Annotated in this window: 18 protein-coding genes and 1 pseudogene; 13 read left to right on the forward strand and 6 right to left on the reverse strand. The window is 72.1% G+C overall.

The genetic code is table 11. The features are described from left to right. Positions 1–194: pseudogene (locus ACWCSD_RS32660) on the forward strand (hypothetical protein); the annotation flags it as partial. Positions 195–196: 2 nt separating this feature from the next. Beyond that, on the forward strand, positions 197–463 hold the full coding sequence (locus ACWCSD_RS32665; protein WP_449920640.1) for a DUF3817 domain-containing protein: 267 nt from the start codon (positions 197–199) through the stop codon (positions 461–463). A gap of 301 nt (positions 464–764) precedes the next feature. Here ACWCSD_RS32665 and ACWCSD_RS32670 read toward each other — a convergent pair whose 3' ends face one another. Continuing rightward, positions 765–1,382, reverse strand: coding sequence for an ATP-dependent Clp protease proteolytic subunit (locus ACWCSD_RS32670; RefSeq protein ID WP_364342966.1), 618 nt, complete (start codon positions 1,380–1,382; stop codon positions 765–767). Positions 1,383–1,384: 2 nt separating this feature from the next. Next, positions 1,385–1,948: a ClpP family protease gene (locus tag ACWCSD_RS32675; protein WP_397156650.1), complete on the reverse strand. Its 564-nt coding sequence runs from the start codon at positions 1,946–1,948 to the stop codon at positions 1,385–1,387. A 144-nt stretch (positions 1,949–2,092) separates the two neighbouring features. On the opposite strand from ACWCSD_RS32675, the gene ACWCSD_RS32680 reads away from it, so the two are divergent. After that, on the forward strand, positions 2,093–3,355 hold the full coding sequence (locus ACWCSD_RS32680) for a sensor histidine kinase (protein WP_449920644.1): 1,263 nt from the start codon (positions 2,093–2,095) through the stop codon (positions 3,353–3,355). 155 nt (positions 3,356–3,510) lie between these two features. Continuing rightward, complete coding sequence (locus ACWCSD_RS32685; protein WP_449920647.1) at positions 3,511–4,149, forward strand: response regulator; 639 nt, start codon at positions 3,511–3,513, stop codon at positions 4,147–4,149. Here ACWCSD_RS32685 and ACWCSD_RS32690 read toward each other — a convergent pair. Further along, complete coding sequence (locus ACWCSD_RS32690) at positions 4,119–4,991, reverse strand: DUF2268 domain-containing protein (protein ID WP_397156644.1); 873 nt, start codon at positions 4,989–4,991, stop codon at positions 4,119–4,121. The two genes, ACWCSD_RS32685 and ACWCSD_RS32690, sit on opposite strands and share 31 nt — an antisense overlap. A gap of 43 nt (positions 4,992–5,034) precedes the next feature. Next, positions 5,035–5,796 carry a hypothetical protein gene (locus tag ACWCSD_RS32695; protein WP_358286614.1) on the reverse strand — a complete coding sequence of 254 codons (762 nt, stop codon included), beginning with the start codon at positions 5,794–5,796 and terminating at the stop codon, positions 5,035–5,037. A gap of 55 nt (positions 5,797–5,851) precedes the next feature. On the opposite strand from ACWCSD_RS32695, the gene ACWCSD_RS32700 reads away from it, so the two are divergent. From ACWCSD_RS32700 to ACWCSD_RS32730, 7 genes are all read left to right on the forward strand, one after another. After that, entirely contained in the window at positions 5,852–6,853 is a 1,002-nt protein-coding gene (locus ACWCSD_RS32700; protein WP_397156642.1) for an AAA family ATPase, read from the forward strand. Then, on the forward strand, positions 6,850–7,782 hold the full coding sequence (locus tag ACWCSD_RS32705; protein WP_387675366.1) for a DUF58 domain-containing protein: 933 nt from the start codon (positions 6,850–6,852) through the stop codon (positions 7,780–7,782). Before ACWCSD_RS32700 ends, ACWCSD_RS32705 begins: the two co-directional genes overlap by 4 nt. Then, on the forward strand, positions 7,779–8,726 hold the full coding sequence (locus ACWCSD_RS32710) for a VWA domain-containing protein (RefSeq protein WP_387675369.1): 948 nt from the start codon (positions 7,779–7,781) through the stop codon (positions 8,724–8,726). The genes ACWCSD_RS32705 and ACWCSD_RS32710 overlap by 4 nt, the downstream gene beginning before the upstream one ends. A gap of 11 nt (positions 8,727–8,737) precedes the next feature. Beyond that, positions 8,738–9,328, forward strand: a complete 591-nt coding sequence (locus ACWCSD_RS32715) for a class I SAM-dependent methyltransferase (protein ID WP_352350751.1) — start codon at positions 8,738–8,740, stop codon at positions 9,326–9,328. Further along, the gene (locus ACWCSD_RS32720) at positions 9,325–9,864 is read left to right on the forward strand and encodes a TrmH family RNA methyltransferase (RefSeq protein WP_352350753.1); all 540 of its coding nucleotides are present in this window, start codon (positions 9,325–9,327) and stop codon (positions 9,862–9,864) included. The genes ACWCSD_RS32715 and ACWCSD_RS32720 overlap by 4 nt, the downstream gene beginning before the upstream one ends. A gap of 34 nt (positions 9,865–9,898) precedes the next feature. After that, positions 9,899–10,699 (forward strand): glycerophosphodiester phosphodiesterase, encoded by an 801-nt coding sequence (locus ACWCSD_RS32725; protein WP_358286606.1) that lies wholly within the window; start codon positions 9,899–9,901, stop codon positions 10,697–10,699. A gap of 144 nt (positions 10,700–10,843) precedes the next feature. Continuing rightward, positions 10,844–12,277 carry an MFS transporter gene (locus ACWCSD_RS32730; RefSeq protein ID WP_397156638.1) on the forward strand — a complete coding sequence of 478 codons (1,434 nt, stop codon included), beginning with the start codon at positions 10,844–10,846 and terminating at the stop codon, positions 12,275–12,277. A 3-nt stretch (positions 12,278–12,280) separates the two neighbouring features. On the opposite strand, the gene ACWCSD_RS32735 is transcribed toward ACWCSD_RS32730, so the two are convergent. Together ACWCSD_RS32735 and ACWCSD_RS32740 are read right to left on the reverse strand one after the other, a co-directional pair. Beyond that, the gene (locus tag ACWCSD_RS32735) at positions 12,281–12,724 is read right to left on the reverse strand and encodes a hypothetical protein (RefSeq protein ID WP_449920656.1); all 444 of its coding nucleotides are present in this window, start codon (positions 12,722–12,724) and stop codon (positions 12,281–12,283) included. 113 nt (positions 12,725–12,837) lie between these two features. Then, a complete protein-coding gene (locus tag ACWCSD_RS32740) occupies positions 12,838–13,317 on the reverse strand; it encodes a winged helix-turn-helix transcriptional regulator (protein WP_352350760.1) in 480 nt (159 codons plus the stop codon). 33 nt (positions 13,318–13,350) lie between these two features. Between ACWCSD_RS32740 and ACWCSD_RS32745 the strand changes: the two genes are divergently transcribed. Then, the gene (locus ACWCSD_RS32745; protein WP_357975721.1) at positions 13,351–13,845 is read left to right on the forward strand and encodes a nuclear transport factor 2 family protein; all 495 of its coding nucleotides are present in this window, start codon (positions 13,351–13,353) and stop codon (positions 13,843–13,845) included. Between the two features lie 113 nt (positions 13,846–13,958). Continuing rightward, on the forward strand, positions 13,959–14,541 hold a 583-nt coding region (locus ACWCSD_RS32750), incomplete at its 3' end, for a hypothetical protein (protein ID WP_449920660.1).

Below are 14,541 nucleotides of genomic sequence, written 5' to 3' on the forward strand. Positions count from 1 at the left end.
CGATGATCCTCACCGCCGTCGCGGGCGCCCTGCTGGCCACCCAGATCCACCCCCGCCAGCGCCAGGCCCTCGACGCCCCCGACGACGGCCGCCGACTCCGTACGCTGACGATGCTCACCGGCGTCTACAACCTGCTGTGGGCGGCCGTCGTCGTGCTCATGATCGTCCGTCCGGGCGAGCAGACGGGAGCCTGAGCGTGCTGACCCTGCGCATCGCCGCCGCCGCCGAGGCCGTCACGCTGGCGGTTCTGCTGACCAACCTGCTCACCGTGCACGCCAAGGCGATCACGACCTACGCCGGCCCGCTGCACGGCATGGCCTACCTCATCGTCATCGCCACGGCGGCCATGACACCCAGGGCGCAAAGCACACCCGGGGCGCGCTGGAGCGCGTTCGTCCCCGGGGTCGGCGGGCTGCTGGCCCTGCGACGCCTGCGCGCCGTACCGGACGGCCGGAAGGGATGATCCCGGGCTCGGGTAGGGCCCCAAGGAGGCCAGCAGGCCGGGCCCCAAGCAGGACGCCGATACCGCGGTCCAGGCAGGACCACGGCCGGGTGACCCAAAGGGTCCCGGGCAGACCAGCCCGCAGGAGGCACAGGCTAACCAGCGGGCACGAGGCACAGGCGACCCAGCCCGCAGAGACCCGGGGAGACCAGCGACAGGCCAGCCCGCACGAGCCCAGACAGCCACCCGCAGGGCCCCGACGAGACCAGCGGGCCCAGGGGGACCAGCGAGCCTGGGCCAGGGCCAGGTTTGGGCGGGCAGGTCAGTGGGCGGCGGCCAGGGTGCGTTTCCTGGAGGCGTAGATGTCGTCGATCAGCCGGTAGCTGCGCGCCTGCTCGGCGGTGAAGATGCGGTCGCGCTCGATGTCCTTCCTGATCTCCAGCACCCCGCGCCCAGTGTGCCGGGCCAGGATCTCCTCCTGCTGGTCACGCATCCGTACGATCTCCCGGGCGTGGATCTCCAGGTCGCTCGACTGCCCCCGGCCGCCCTCCGTGGCCGGCTGGTGGAGCAGGACGCGTGCGTGCGGCAGGGCCGCCCGCTTGCCCGGCGTGCCCGCCGCGAGCAGGACGGCCGCCGCCGAGGACGCCTCCCCGATGCAGACCGTGTGGATCTCCGGCCGGACGAACTGCATCGTGTCGTAGATGGCCGTCATCGCCGTGAACGACCCGCCCGGCGAGTTGATGTACATGTTGATGTCCTGGTCGGGATCGAGCGACTCCAGCGTGAGGAGCTGAGCCATGACGTCGTTGGCCACCGTGTCGTCGATCGGGGCGCCGATGAACACCACCCGGTCCTCGAACAGCTTGTTGTACGGGTTCATCTCCCGCACCCCGTAGGAGGTGCGCTCGGTGAACGAGGGCAGCACGTAGCGACCGCTCATGGTCAGTTCATCCCTTCGGCGATGTGGTCCACGAACCCGTACTCCAGCGCCTGCTGGGCGGTGAACCACCGGTCGCGGTCGGAGTCGGCCTGGATGCGCTCGAGCGGCTGGCCGGTGTGGTGGGCGATGATCTCGGCCATCCTGCGCTTGGTGTAGAGCATGTTGTCGGCCTGGATCTGGATGTCGCTGGCCGAGCCGCCGATGCCGCCCAGCGGCTGGTGCATGACGATGCGGGCGTTGGGCAGGGCGTAACGCTTGCCCGGCGCACCGGCGGTCAGCAGCAGCTGGCCCATGGAGGCGGCGAAGCCCATCGCCACCGTCGCCACGTCGCACGGGACGAACTGCATCATGTCATAGAGCGCCATGCCGGCCGTCACGGAGCCGCCCGGCGAATTGATGTAGAGCGTTATGTCCCGATTGGGGTCTTCGGCTGCCAGCAAAAGCAGCTCACCGCAGAGCCGGTTGCAAATCTCGTCGTCGACTTCCTGGCCGAGCACCACGATGCGTTCCTTCAGCAGGCGCTGACTGAGCTGGTCAGGCCAGGCCGCGCGCTGGGTATCCGTCATTGACGTCGCCTTTCTGCCGAAACTAATTCTGCGAAAAACGCTAGACCCGGCGGCGGTGAATTCCGGCCTATTTTCGCTGGGGGCGCATTTCACTCAAGGCGCATTACTCCCAGCGCGAAAAAGTATCGACATACAATCCCGGATGTGAGAAGGAACCTCCCCCGCCGTTGGGCGTGCCTCATCCTGGGCGGGGCGCTGCTGATGCCGTACATGATGGCCGGGGTGCTGGTCGCCGGGTTGTGGCGCGGCGTGTCGCCCGACATGCTGATGCCGATCCAGGTCGGGGTGTTCGTCGCGGTGCTGCCGGTGGTGGCGGTGACCGGGCTGTTCCTGCCGGTGCGCGCGCTGGAGGTGAACGCCGCCCAGGGGCTGCTCGGGGCCCGCGTGGAGACCCCGCCGCGGCAGGCCCGCCGGTCGTGGCAGGAGCGGCGGCGCACCGCCGCGTGGTTCACGCTGCATCTGGCGGTGGGCGGCGTGGTGAGCGGGTTCACGCTGGCGGTGGTGCCGTTCACGATGTTCACGATGGCGCTGCCGTTCATCGGGGAGCCGATGCCGGTGCTGGGCCTCACGGCCGAGCCGGGGTGGCCGTCCGTGCTGTGGGCGGCGGCGGGCGTGGGGGCGCTGGCGCTGCTGGTGGCGGGCGCGGCGGGCGCGGGCGCGGTGCTGGCCGCCCTGGCTCCCCCGCTGCTCGGCCCCACCCCCGCCGAACGGCTGGCCGCCGCCGAGGATCACGCCCGTACGCTGGCCGAACGCAACCGGCTGGCCCGCGAGCTGCACGACTCGGTCGGGCACGCGCTCAGCGTCGTCACCCTGCAGGCCGCCGCGGCCGGACGCGTCCTCGACCGCGACCCGGCCACCGCCAGGACCGCGCTGGCGGCCATCGAGCAGTCGGCCCGCGCCGCACTGGAGGACCTCGACCACGTGCTCGGCGTCCTGCGCGAGGACGCACGCGCGGACGGACGCGAGGAGGCACACGCGGACGGACGCGACGATGCAGGCGAGGACGGGCGGCGGGCGCCGCAGGCGACGTTGGCCGACCTCGCGGCGCTGGTGGCGGGCTCCGGCGCCGAGGTGCGGCAAGACGTGGGCGACCTGTCCGGCGTGCCCGCCGTCGTCTCCAGGGAGGCGTACCGCATCCTGCAGGAGGCGCTGACCAACGCGATCCGGCACGGCGGCGGCACGGTCCGGCTGGCCGCCGCCGTCCAGGGCGACGACCTGCGGCTGGAGGTCAGCAACGCCGGCGGGAGGCACGGTGAGAGGCACGGCGGGAGGCGCAGGCGGGGCGGCGGCCGGGGCGTTGACGGCATGCGCGAACGGGTGCGCCTGCTCCGCGGCGACCTGCGCGCCGGCCCTGACAAGGACGGCTGGACGGTCTCGGTCCGCCTCCCCCTGCGCCCGGGCCCCTGACCCCCGCACCCGGCTGATCCCCTCCAGGCAGCTCCCTCCCAAGACAGGCCCCCGGTGATCCCATCCAGGCAGCTCGCCCCCGGGACAGGCCCCGCCGCCGTCAGCCCAGGACACCCCCGAGCCCTCCCCACCCAGGTGCCGCTACGGTCAGGGGCATGACACTCAAGGTCGTGATCGCCGACGACGAGGACCTCATCCGCGCCGGGCTGCGCGTCATCATCGACGCCGAGCCCGGCCTGCGCGTGGTCGGCGAGGCCGGGGACGGCGCCGCGGTCCTGCCGGTCGTCCGCCGCGAGCGCCCCGACGTCGTCCTGATGGACGTCCGCATGCCCGCCATGGACGGCATCCAGGCCACCCGCCGCCTCGTGACGCTCGACGACCCGCCCAGGGTCCTGGTCGTGACCACGTTCGAGAACGACGACCACGTCTACGACGCCCTGCGCGCCGGAGCGAGCGGCTTCCTGCTCAAACGCACCAGACCGGACGACCTGATCCAGGCGATCAAACTGGTGGCGGCCGGGGAGTCGCTGCTGTTCCCGGCCGCGATCCGCACCCTTGCGGGCCGCCGCCCGCGCGCCCACGTGCCGGGCATCGACCGGCTCACCGGCCGCGAGGGCGACGTGCTGCGGCTGATGACCAGGGGCATGTCCAACACCGAGATCGCCGCCGAGCTGGTCGTCAGCCAGGAGACCGTCAAGACGCACGTCGGCAACGTCCTGGCCAAGCTGGGCGCGCGCGACCGCACCCAGGCCGTGATCGCCGCCTACGAGTCCGGGTTCGTCTCCCCCAGCTGATCGAGCAGTTGCGCGGCCGGCAGCAGGGTGGCCTCGGCGGCGCTCAGGCCCTTCGCGGCCAGGGCGCGGTCCACCAGCCGCAGCCCCACCGCGTAACCCGCCATGTCGGGGATGCCGCGGGGCTCCTGGCCGAAGCGCCGCATGGCGCTGTCGCCCAGCACGTACGCCGGGGTGTTCCCCATGCCCTCCAGGTCGAACGCGTCCATGATCAGCTCGTGGGCGCGTTCCAGCTCCTCCCCCGTCACCATCCGCGACCAGGGCCCCATGGCCTCCGGGCCGGACAGCTCCCGGACGAACGCCTCGGCCAGCCCCTCGGCCACCACATGCTCGCCCACGGTGACCTTCCGCGGGTCCCACTCGACGTTGCTGTAGCGCACGTTGTGGTGGAACTCGTGCACCGCGCAGTGCGCGATCCGGCCGATGACCTCCTCCGACGGCCAGCCCAGCAGGTACAGCCAGCCGGGCGAGCCGCCCATCCCGTAGTAGCCGCCGCTGATCTTCATCAGGTGCTCGTCGTCGGGGTCGCCGAGCACGAACATCACCTGCAGCGAGGAGGCCTGCCTGGCCGCCTTCAGCGCGTGGGAGGCGCGCTCCAGCTCCCTGCGCACCTGGCCGAGCACGTCGGCCTCGATCATGGCCCGGACGGCGGGCAGGTAACGGGCGTCCTCGGCGTCGACGCGGAAGCCGCCGCCCTGGTGGTGGATGTCGACGATGTCGCCGGGCACCGGGATCGCCGGCCGGATCGGCGCCAGCATCTCCCGCAGCGCCTCGGGCCGGTCGGCGAGCGGCCGGGCGAGCAGGTCCGCCATGGCCGTGAGCGTGTCGTGAACGATGAACTCCATGCCGCGGACGCTAAAGCCTCACGTAACGTGAGGCTCAAACGCATTAAAGCGGCGACTCGCCGAGCTCGTCGCCCGGCGACTGCCCCGGCGTGCCGGGACCGGTGCGCGTCGGCGACGGCGACTGCGACGGCGAGGGCTCCGGCACCGGCGTGGCGGGCGTGGGCGGCGGCGTGGGCACGAACACCGTCGGCGGGAGCTGCCGGGGCATCGGCTCGCTGTCGCGCCTGCCGAACAGCAGCAACAGCAGGATCGTCGTGACCAGCACCAGCAGCAGCGCCAGGGCCAGCGCGGCCAGCAGCACCCGCCGCCGCGTCTCGGTCAGCGGCAGCCGCCGCGCCAGCGGACCCGGCAGCGCGGGCGCGCGGTCGGTCAGCCAGTACGGCACGAAGTCCGGCCCGTGCGCCTGCCCGATGAACGTCCCGCCCACCATGACCGGGTCCAGGAACCGTTCGGCCCCCGGCTGCCCCGGCGCGTACGGCACCGCCACCCACGGCGCCGGCCCGTCGTGCACGTCGAGCACCTCGGGCGTCCCGTCGAGCACCGAGGCGCGCGCCCGGCCGAGCCCCAGCCACCCGCGCCCGCCGGACCGCCCCGGCGCCTCCTTGATCGCGGTCAGGAACCGGTCGCGCGCCGCCGCGTCGAGGGCGGCGCCCCGGGTGAGCACGGCCAGCGACACCGCGCGTCCGTCGGGTCCCTGTCCCAGGTAGACGAACCCGGCCGGAGCCGTGTGCAGGCGGGCCTGCACGACGTAGCGCCCCAGCTGGGGCGGATCACCGTACTGCAGGGGACTTGCCACGTTTGCCATGAAAGCACAGACGTGGCGTCGTGCACGTTCGCGGCGCGTTTGGTGGAATGGCGTCATGAGCGTCGCCGAAGAGTTGCCAGGCGGAAACGACGCGGCGGTGCTGCGTCGAAGTCTCGACGAGGTCCGGCGTGTCATCGTGGGACAGGAGCACATGGTCGAGCGGCTGGTCGTGGCCCTGCTGGCCCGCGGCCACTGCCTGCTCGAAGGTGTGCCGGGAGTCGCCAAGACCCTCGCCGCCGCCACCCTGGCCACCGTCGTGGGCGGCACGTTCGCCCGGATCCAGTTCACCCCCGACCTCGTGCCGAGCGACATCGTCGGCACCCGCGTCTTCCACCCCTCCAACGAGAAGTTCGACGTCGAGCTGGGTCCGGTGTTCGTCAACTTCCTGCTGGCCGACGAGATCAACCGCGCCCCCGCCAAGGTGCAGTCCGCGCTGCTGGAGGTGATGGCCGAGCGCCAGGTCACGCTGGCCGGCGTCACGCATCCGCTGCCCAGGCCGTTCATCGTGCTGGCCACCCAGAACCCGATCGAGTCCGAGGGCGTCTACCCGCTGCCCGAGGTGCAGCGCGACCGTTTCCTGTTCCGCGTGCGGGTGCCGCACCCCAGCGCGCACGAGGAGCTGGAGATCCTCCACCGCATGAGCGTCACGCCGCCCGTGCCCGACCGCGTGCTCGACCCGGCCCGGTTGCTGGCCCTGCAGCAGGCCGCCGAGCAGGTCTCGGTGCACCAGCTCGTGGCCGACTACGTGGTGCGCCTGGTCATGTCCACCCGCGCGCCCGCCGACTACGGGCTGGGCGACCTGGCCGAGACCATCGAGATCGGCGTCAGCCCCCGCGCCACCCTCGGCCTGGTCTCGGCCGGGCGCGCGCTGGCCCTGCTGCGCGGCCGCGACTACCTGCTGCCCGACGACGTGCGCGACGTGGCCGTCGACGTCATGTCCCACCGGCTCATGCTGACCTTCGACGCCCTGGCCGACGGCGTCGATCCCGAGCAGGTCGTCAAGCAGATCCTGCACGCCGTGCCGCCGCCCCTGGTCGTCTGGAACCAGAACCGTTGAACACCGCCGAACAGGCGCTGCGACGGCTGGAGCTGACCGTCACGCGGCGGCTCGACGGCCTGCTGCACGGCGCCCACCAGGGGCTGCTGCCCGGCACCGGCAGCGAGACCGGCGACAGCCGCCTGTACGTGCCCGGCGAGGACGACGTGCGCCGCATGGACTGGGCCGTCACCGCCCGCACGACCGTCCCCCACGTCCGCGACCTGATCGCCGACCGCGAGCTGGAGACCTGGGCGCTGGCCGACCTGTCGGCCAGCATGGACTTCGGCACCGCCGACACCGACAAGCGCGACCTGGTCGTGGCCGCCGTCGGCGCGATCGGCTTCCTGTCCAGCCGCATGGGCGACCGGTTCGGCGCGCTGGTGCTGCACGAGGAGTACATCCACCGCATGCCCGCCCGTACCGGCCGCCCGGCCCTGTACGGGCTGCTCAACTCCCTCATGGACGCCCCGCGCGGCCGGGCCGTGCCCGACGCCCCCGACCTGGCCGAGGGCATCGACGTGCTGGCGGCCACCCGCCGCCGCAGGGGCATGCGGCTGATCGTCTCCGACTTCCTCGACGACCGCCCCGAGCTCGACCCCGACGCCGAACGCCCCTGGGAACGCCCGATCAGGCGGCTGGCCGCCCGCCACCAGGTGCTGGCCGTGGAGGTCATCGACCCGCGCGAGCTGGAGCTGCCGGACGTCGGCCGGGTGGCGTTCACCGATCCCGAGACCGGGAACGTACGTGAAGTGCACCTTTCTCCCAAAGTCCGGCAAGCATATGCGGAGGCCGCCGCCCTCCAGCGTGAGGGCACCCGGCTCGCCCTGCGCCGCGCCGGGATCGCCCACCTGGTGCTGCGGACCGACCGGGACTGGGTGTTCGACGTGGCGCAGTTCGTCCTGCGCCAGCGCCGCATGAGCCACCTCGCCCACCGGAGACCCGTATGACGTTTCTCGCGCCCGGCTGGTTGTGGCTGTTCGTGCTGGTGGCGCTGCTGGTGGCCGGATACGTCGTGGCGCAGTTCGCCCGCCGCCGCTACACCGTGCGCTTCACCAACCTGGCGCTGCTCAACCTCGTCGCCCCCGCCGGGCCGGGCTGGCGCCGGCACGTGCCTCCGGCGCTGTTCCTGGTCATGATGTCGTTCCTGGTGGTCGGCGCCGCCAAACCCGCCGACCAGGTACGCGTCCCCCGCGACCGCGCCACCATCATGATCGCCCTGGACGTCTCCCTGTCCATGGACGCCGGCGACGTCCAGCCCAACCGCATCAGCGCCGCCAAGGCCGCCGCCCAGGCGTTCGCCAGGGAGCTGCCCGACCGCTTCAACGTCGGCGTGGTCTCCTTCGCCCGCTCGGCCAACGTCGTCATCTCCCCCACCACCGACCACCAGGCCGTCGTCACCGCCATCGGCAACCTGACCACCCGGCCCGGCACCGCGATCGGCGAGGCCGTCTTCAACTCCCTCGACTCGGTGCGCTCCTTCGACCAGCAGGCCGCCACCGACCCGCCGCCCGCCGCGATCGTGCTGCTGTCCGACGGCGACAACACCTCCGGCCGGTCGGTGACCGAGGCCATCGAGGCCGCCCAGCAGGCCCACGTCCCGGTCTCCACCATCGCGTACGGCACCCAGGAGGGCACCGTCGACATCGACGGCAGGCCGGTGAACGTCCCGGTCAACAAGCAGACCCTGCAGTCGCTCTCCGACGGCACCAGCGGCCGGGCCTACGCCGCCGAGTCCGGCAGCGAACTGCGCGACGTCTACGAGCAGATCGGCACCTCGCTGGGGTTCAAGCTGGTCAGCCAGGAGATCACCCAGTGGTTCATCGTGGCCGCGATCGTGCTCGGGCTGCTGGTGGCCGGCGCCGCGGTCTTGTTCGGCACCCGCATCCCGTAACGTTTTCCCACGTGGCCCACTACTTCTCCGAACGTCCCGAGACCGCGAGCAGGCCGGGCTCGGTCGACCTGGTCCTGCCCGACCTGCACCTGCGGCTGGAGACCGACCGGGGCGTGTTCTCACCCGACCGGGTCGACGTCGGCACGCGCGCGCTGCTGGAGTCGGTCCCGCCGCCGCCGCAGGAGGGCGACCTGCTCGACCTGGGCTGCGGCTACGGGCCCATCGCGCTGACGATGGCCTCGCGGGCGCCCGGGGCGACGGTGTGGGCCGTCGACGTGAACCGGCGCAGCCTGGAGCTGACCGGACGGAACGCCCAGGCCGCCGGCCTTTACAAAGTAAGACCCGTTCATGTTGATGAAGTGCCGGATGACGTGAAATTTCGGGCCATTTGGTCCAATCCCGCCATCCGGATTGGCAAGCCGGCTCTGCACGAGATGCTCACCAGGTGGCTCACCCGGCTGACGCCCGACGGCGTCGCCTACCTGGTCGTCCAGAAACACCTCGGCTCGGACTCCCTGCAGCGCTGGCTCGGCGAGCAGGGCTGGCAGGCCTCCCGCGAGGCCTCCCGAGCCGCCTACCGCATATTGAAGGTGGCCCGATGAGAAGGCAGCTGCGCCCCACCGACGTCAAGCGGCTCAACCGCACCTGGCGCAGGAACACCGACAACCGGCTCGCGCTGATCCTGGAGTCGGTGACGGGCCCGTTCAACGTCGGCTCGATCTTCCGCAGCGCCGCGGCGTTCGGCGTCGACCAGATCTGGCTGGCGGGCAACGCCACGCCGCCCACCAACCCCAAGGCGGGCAAGACGGCGCTCGGCACCGAGCGCCTGGTCACCTGGCACGAGCCGGTCCCGGCCACCGAGGCGGTCAAGGCCGCCAAGGACGACGGCTACGCCGTGCTGGCCATCGAGCTGACCGGCGAGGCCGTGCCGCTGCACCGCGCCGACCTCGGCCGCGACGTGTGCCTGGTGGTCGGCAGCGAGGACCACGGCTGCTCCCCCGCCCTGCTGGAGGCCGTCGACGGCGTCTGCTACATCCCGCAGGTCGGGCGGGTCGGCTCGTTCAACGTGTCGGTGGCCGCGGCCATCGCGCTGGCCGAGGCGCGCCGCCAGGAGTGGGAGAATCTCCCCGAACCGTGACCGAACCGTCCACCATCGGAAGGGACACCGGGTCGTGCTCAGCCGTCGTTTCGCCTTTCTCGACCATCCGGGGCCGCTGGCCTTCGCCCACCGCGGCGGCGCGCTGGAGGGCGCCGAGAACTCCCTGGCGGCCTTCGAACGCGCGGTCGGGCTCGGCTACGACTATCTGGAGACCGACGCGCACGCCACCGCCGACGGCGTGCTGCTGGCCTTCCACGACCACACCCTCGACCGGGTGACCGACCGGCGGGGCCGCATCTCCGAGCTGCCCTACCGGGAGGTCCGGCAGGCCCGCATCGCCGGCGTGCACGAGATCCCGCTGCTGGAGGACCTGCTCGGCACGTGGCCGCAGGTGCGCTTCAACATCGACGTCAAGGAGGCGGCGGCCATCGCGCCGCTGGCCGAGGTGGTCCGCCGCACCAACGCCTACGACCGCGTCTGCCTGACGTCCTTCTCCGACGAGCGCCTGGTCATGGCCAGGGCCGCCATGGGCCGCGAGGTGTGCTCGGCGCTCGGCCCGCGCGGTGTGGCCGCGCTGCGGGCCGCCGCCACCACCTCCGGCTACGGCCGGCTGCTGGCCCGCCTGTCGCGGGCCGGGATCCCGTGCGCGCAGGTGCCGGTCGGCTTCCGCGGCCTGCGCGTCACCACCCGCCGCCTGGTCCGCACGGCCCACGCCATCGGCATGCAGGTGCACGTGTGGACGATCAACGACACCGTCCGCATGGAGCACCTGCTCGACCTCGGCGTCGACGGCATCATGACCGACAACGTCACCGGCCTGCGCGACGTCCTCGAACGGCGGGGCCTGTGGCACCCGCGCGGCATGGCGGCCTGACCCGCCCGGCGGCGGCCACCTTCCTCTCCTGAGGTGATCACTGTAAGGTCATGGGCACGACACGTGGACGTGACCCACGACCTGCGAAGATGGGCACTTCGTCAGGCATGACCCCCCGTGGCCGCAGAGGAGCGACACGACACCATGGCCTCCACCGCACCCCCCGCGGCCCTCGACGACTCCCCCGCGGCGCGCCGCCGCGAGCAACGCGGCTGGTACTTCTACGACTGGGCCAACTCGGCGTTCTACACCACGATCATCTCGGTCTTCCTGGGCCCGTACCTGATCCCGGTCGCCAGGACCGCGGCCTGCGCCAAGGACTTCCCCGGCCTCGCGCCCGAGACGTGCGCGTCCCAGTTCGACGCGCTGGTCCTGCGCCACCCCGGCCTGGGGTACGTCGACGTGCTCGGCGCCGACATCAGGCCCGCGGCCTTCTTCGGGTTGACGCTGACGGTGGCGGTGTTCCTGCAGATCGTGTTCCTGCCCATCGTGGGCGCGCTGGCCGACCACACCGGCCGCAAGCGGGAGCTGCTCGGCGGGTTCGCCTACGTCGGCGCGCTGGCCACCATGGGCCTGTACTTCGTCGAGGGCGACCGCTACCTGCTGGGCGGCGCGCTGTTCGTGGTGGCCAACCTGGCCTACGGCTCCTCCGTGGTGGTCTACGACTCCTTCCTGCCGCAGATCTCCACCCCCGAGGAGCGCGACGGGGTCTCCTCGCGCGGCTGGGCGATCGGCTACCTCGGCGGCGGGCTGCTGCTCCTGCTCAACCTGGCGCTGTTCCTGCAGCACGACAGCCTGGGGCTGAGCGAGGGCATGGCGGTGCGCATCAGCATGATGTCGGCCGGCCTGTGGTGGGCGACGTTCACGGTCATCCCGCTGCTGCGGCTGCGCAACCGTCCCGTGGCGGCGCACGAGACCACGGCGCTGCGCTCGGTGCGCGGGAGCTTCCGCCAGCTCGGCCGTACGCTGGCCGAGCTGCGGCGGTACCCGCTGACGTTGCTGTTCCTGGTGGCCTACCTGGTCTACAACGACGGCGTGCAGACGGTCATCGGCAACAGCGCGGCCTTCGCCTCCGAAGCCCTCAAGCTGGACAAGACCGTCCAGATCACGGCGATCCTGATGGTGCAGTTCGTGGCGTTCTTCGGGGCGCTGCTGCTGGGGTGGCTGGCGCGCAGCTTCGGCACCAAGCGCACGGTGCTGGCCAGCCTGGTGTTGTGGACCGGGATCGTGGTGGTGGCGATGTTCGTCGGCGAGGGGCAGGCGCTGCAGTTCTACCTGATGGCCTTCGCCATCGCGATCGTGCTGGGCGGCACGCAGGCGTTGTCGCGGTCGTTGTTCTCGCAGGTGATCCCGAAGGGGCGGGAGGCGGAGTACTTCAGCCTGCTGCAGATCAGCGACAAGGGGTCGGCGTTCATCGGGTCGCTGACCGTGACGATCGCGCTGCAGGTCACCAACAGCTACCGGATCGCCATCGTGTCCATGATCATATTCTTCGTGGTGGGCTTCGTGCTGCTCGCCCTGACGAACCTGCCCAAGGCCATCAGGGCGGCCGGCAACGAGGTCCCGTCGCGGATCTGACCGTCAGGGGCCGTACCGGCGCGAGAGCCAGTACGAGGCGCCCACCAGGGCGCCGGTGCCCAGGATGGCCAGCAGCACCAGCGGGCCGACGTGCCCGACCCCGGTCATGGCACCGCTCTCCAGCCGGATCTCGGCCCGCCCGGGAGCCTCGGCCGGGCGGGTGACGGGCTCGGGGGGCCGGGAGTCGCGGGCCTCCAGGCCGGGGATGGCCTCGACGTCGTCGTCCCGGCGCGGGGCGTGGGCCTGTTTCCTGGCCGGTTCGCGCCGCCCGGACCGGGGGGCCGCGCGGTCGTCGTCACCGTCGTCGTCGCCGTCGTCGTCATGGGCGGCCTGGACGAGCGTCGGGGGCGGCCCGGCCGCCGCCTTGGCCGGAAGCAGCATCCCTCCCCCGGCGAGGACGAACGCGAGCGCGGCGGCCGCCGCGGGCCAGCGTGGCATGAGATCCATCTACGCCTCCTGATCGACGTCGCGGTCCCCTCAGCCTGCGGGGCCGCCGTGGGGCGGCCGTGAGCGGGCCATGAGAGTCCTCTCACGAAGGGTCGCGCGTCAAACACGGATCGTCACAGATCGGCGGCCAGCACCATGGTGCCCGGCCCCCGGGCGGCTCCGGGACCGGGCATCGGCAGCACGGTCTCGGCCGTGGCCTCGCCGCCGCAGTGGGGGCAGGTGACGACGGGCGTGAACTCCCGCCCGCAGGAGTGGACGAGCAGCGCGGGCGGCCCGCCGGGCGGGGTGGACCACCGGTCGCCCCAGGCCATGAGCGTCAGCAGGGCGGGCACGACGTCACGCCCGGCCTCGGTCAGCAGGTATTCGTGGCGCACCGGACGCTCCTGGTAGGGCCGTTTCTCCACGACCCCGGTGGCGACGAGATGGTCGAGCCGGCGGGCCAGCAGGTTGCGCGAGATGCCCAGGTCCTCGGCGAGGTCGTCGAACCTGCGCAGGCCGAGGAACAGGTCGCGCAGGATCAGCGGAGTCCACGGCTCGCCGATGACGCCGACGGCCTGGGCGATGGAGCAGTGCATCTCACCGAACCTGTTCATGCACCCATGATAGTGGGTTGATATTGTGAACCCATGACAGTTCACATTCAGGACTCACCCGCCGGCGCGTACCGCCGGGCCGGCGAGGCGCACGACGCCCAGGCGCTCAAGGCCACCCTCGCCGACGGCGTGGTGTTCCACTCCCCGCTGAGCTACCGGGCCAGGTTCGAGGGCCTGACACAGGTGGGAGCGCTGTTCGAAGCGGTCTTCGACGTGCTGTCGGACCTGCGCTACCAGAGCGACATCGGCGACGGCCGCACCCGCATGCTCACGGCGACCGCCCGGGTGGGCCGCCAGCCGCTGAACGAGGTGGCCCAGCTCGAACTGGACGACGACGGCCTGGTCCGGGAGATCACCATGTGGATCAGGCCACTGCCGGGACTGACCGCGCTGATGGCCGCCCTGGGCCCGCGCATCGCCAGGGACAAGGGCAAACCGGGCCTTCCGCTGCTGGTGGGGGCGGCCTCCGCGCCGCTAGCCGCGATGACGAGGTTCGGCGACCGGACCCTGGTGCCGCTGCTGGCCTGACCTCCGAGCTGCGGCCATCGCTCTGAACAGAGAGCAGTGCTCTTGACACGGGAACACCTGTCGCGAGAGCATTGCTCTCACAACAGAGCAACGCCCTCAGCCAGGAGTTATCCATGACCTCCCCCCGCCTCACCTCCGCCGCCTTCGCCCTCGGCGGCGTGCTGCTGTTCGTCTACCCGGTGGTGCGGCCGTCCGGCGACGACGCCGTCGCCATGGCCTCGGCCGCGTGGGTCACCGGCCATCTGGCCGCGATGCTCGGCTTCGTGCTGCTCGCGCTGGGCACGCTCGGGCTGCACCAGGTGCTCGGCGACCGCCTGTCGCTGCGCGCGGCCGCGGTGACCTGGGCCGGAGCCGGCCTGACACTCCCCTACTACGGGGCCGAGGACTTCGGCCTGCACGTGATCGCGCAACGTTCCCTGCGCGACGGCGCGCCCGCGCTGATGGAGCTGGCCGAGCTGTTCCGCTTCGACCCGCTCGCGATCACCCTGTTCGCCGCCGGGCTGGCACTGCTGGGCGCCGGAACGGTGATGGCGGCCGTGGCCGTGTGGCGTTCGGGGATCCTGCCCAAGGGGGCCGGGACGGCGCTCGCGCTGGGTCTGGCGCTGTTCATCCCGCAGTTCTTCGGCCCGTACCCGGTGCGGATCGCGCACGGGGCGCTCATCATGATCGGCGGGTTGTGGCTGGCGGCGAGCCTGC

This window comes from Nonomuraea sp. NPDC001684 (assembly GCF_053596515.1).

Bases quoted from the DNA above. Each gene is read 5' to 3' on its own strand.
- ACWCSD_RS32670 (WP_364342966.1), bottom strand. From the start codon at position 1,382: ATGAGCGGTCGCTACGTGCTGCCCTCGTTCACCGAGCGCACCTCCTAC.
- ACWCSD_RS32675 (WP_397156650.1), bottom strand. From the start codon at position 1,948: ATGACGGATACCCAGCGCGCGGCCTGGCCTGACCAGCTCAGTCAGCGC.
- ACWCSD_RS32685 (WP_449920647.1), top strand. From the start codon at position 3,511: ATGACACTCAAGGTCGTGATCGCCGACGACGAGGACCTCATCCGCGCC.
- ACWCSD_RS32690 (WP_397156644.1), bottom strand. From the start codon at position 4,991: ATGGAGTTCATCGTTCACGACACGCTCACGGCCATGGCGGACCTGCTC.
- ACWCSD_RS32695 (WP_358286614.1), bottom strand. From the start codon at position 5,796: ATGGCAAACGTGGCAAGTCCCCTGCAGTACGGTGATCCGCCCCAGCTG.
- ACWCSD_RS32700 (WP_397156642.1), top strand. From the start codon at position 5,852: ATGAGCGTCGCCGAAGAGTTGCCAGGCGGAAACGACGCGGCGGTGCTG.
- ACWCSD_RS32710 (WP_387675369.1), top strand. From the start codon at position 7,779: ATGACGTTTCTCGCGCCCGGCTGGTTGTGGCTGTTCGTGCTGGTGGCG.
- ACWCSD_RS32720 (WP_352350753.1), top strand. From the start codon at position 9,325: ATGAGAAGGCAGCTGCGCCCCACCGACGTCAAGCGGCTCAACCGCACC.
- ACWCSD_RS32730 (WP_397156638.1), top strand. From the start codon at position 10,844: ATGGCCTCCACCGCACCCCCCGCGGCCCTCGACGACTCCCCCGCGGCG.
- ACWCSD_RS32735 (WP_449920656.1), bottom strand. From the start codon at position 12,724: ATGGATCTCATGCCACGCTGGCCCGCGGCGGCCGCCGCGCTCGCGTTC.
- ACWCSD_RS32740 (WP_352350760.1), bottom strand. From the start codon at position 13,317: ATGAACAGGTTCGGTGAGATGCACTGCTCCATCGCCCAGGCCGTCGGC.
- ACWCSD_RS32745 (WP_357975721.1), top strand. From the start codon at position 13,351: ATGACAGTTCACATTCAGGACTCACCCGCCGGCGCGTACCGCCGGGCC.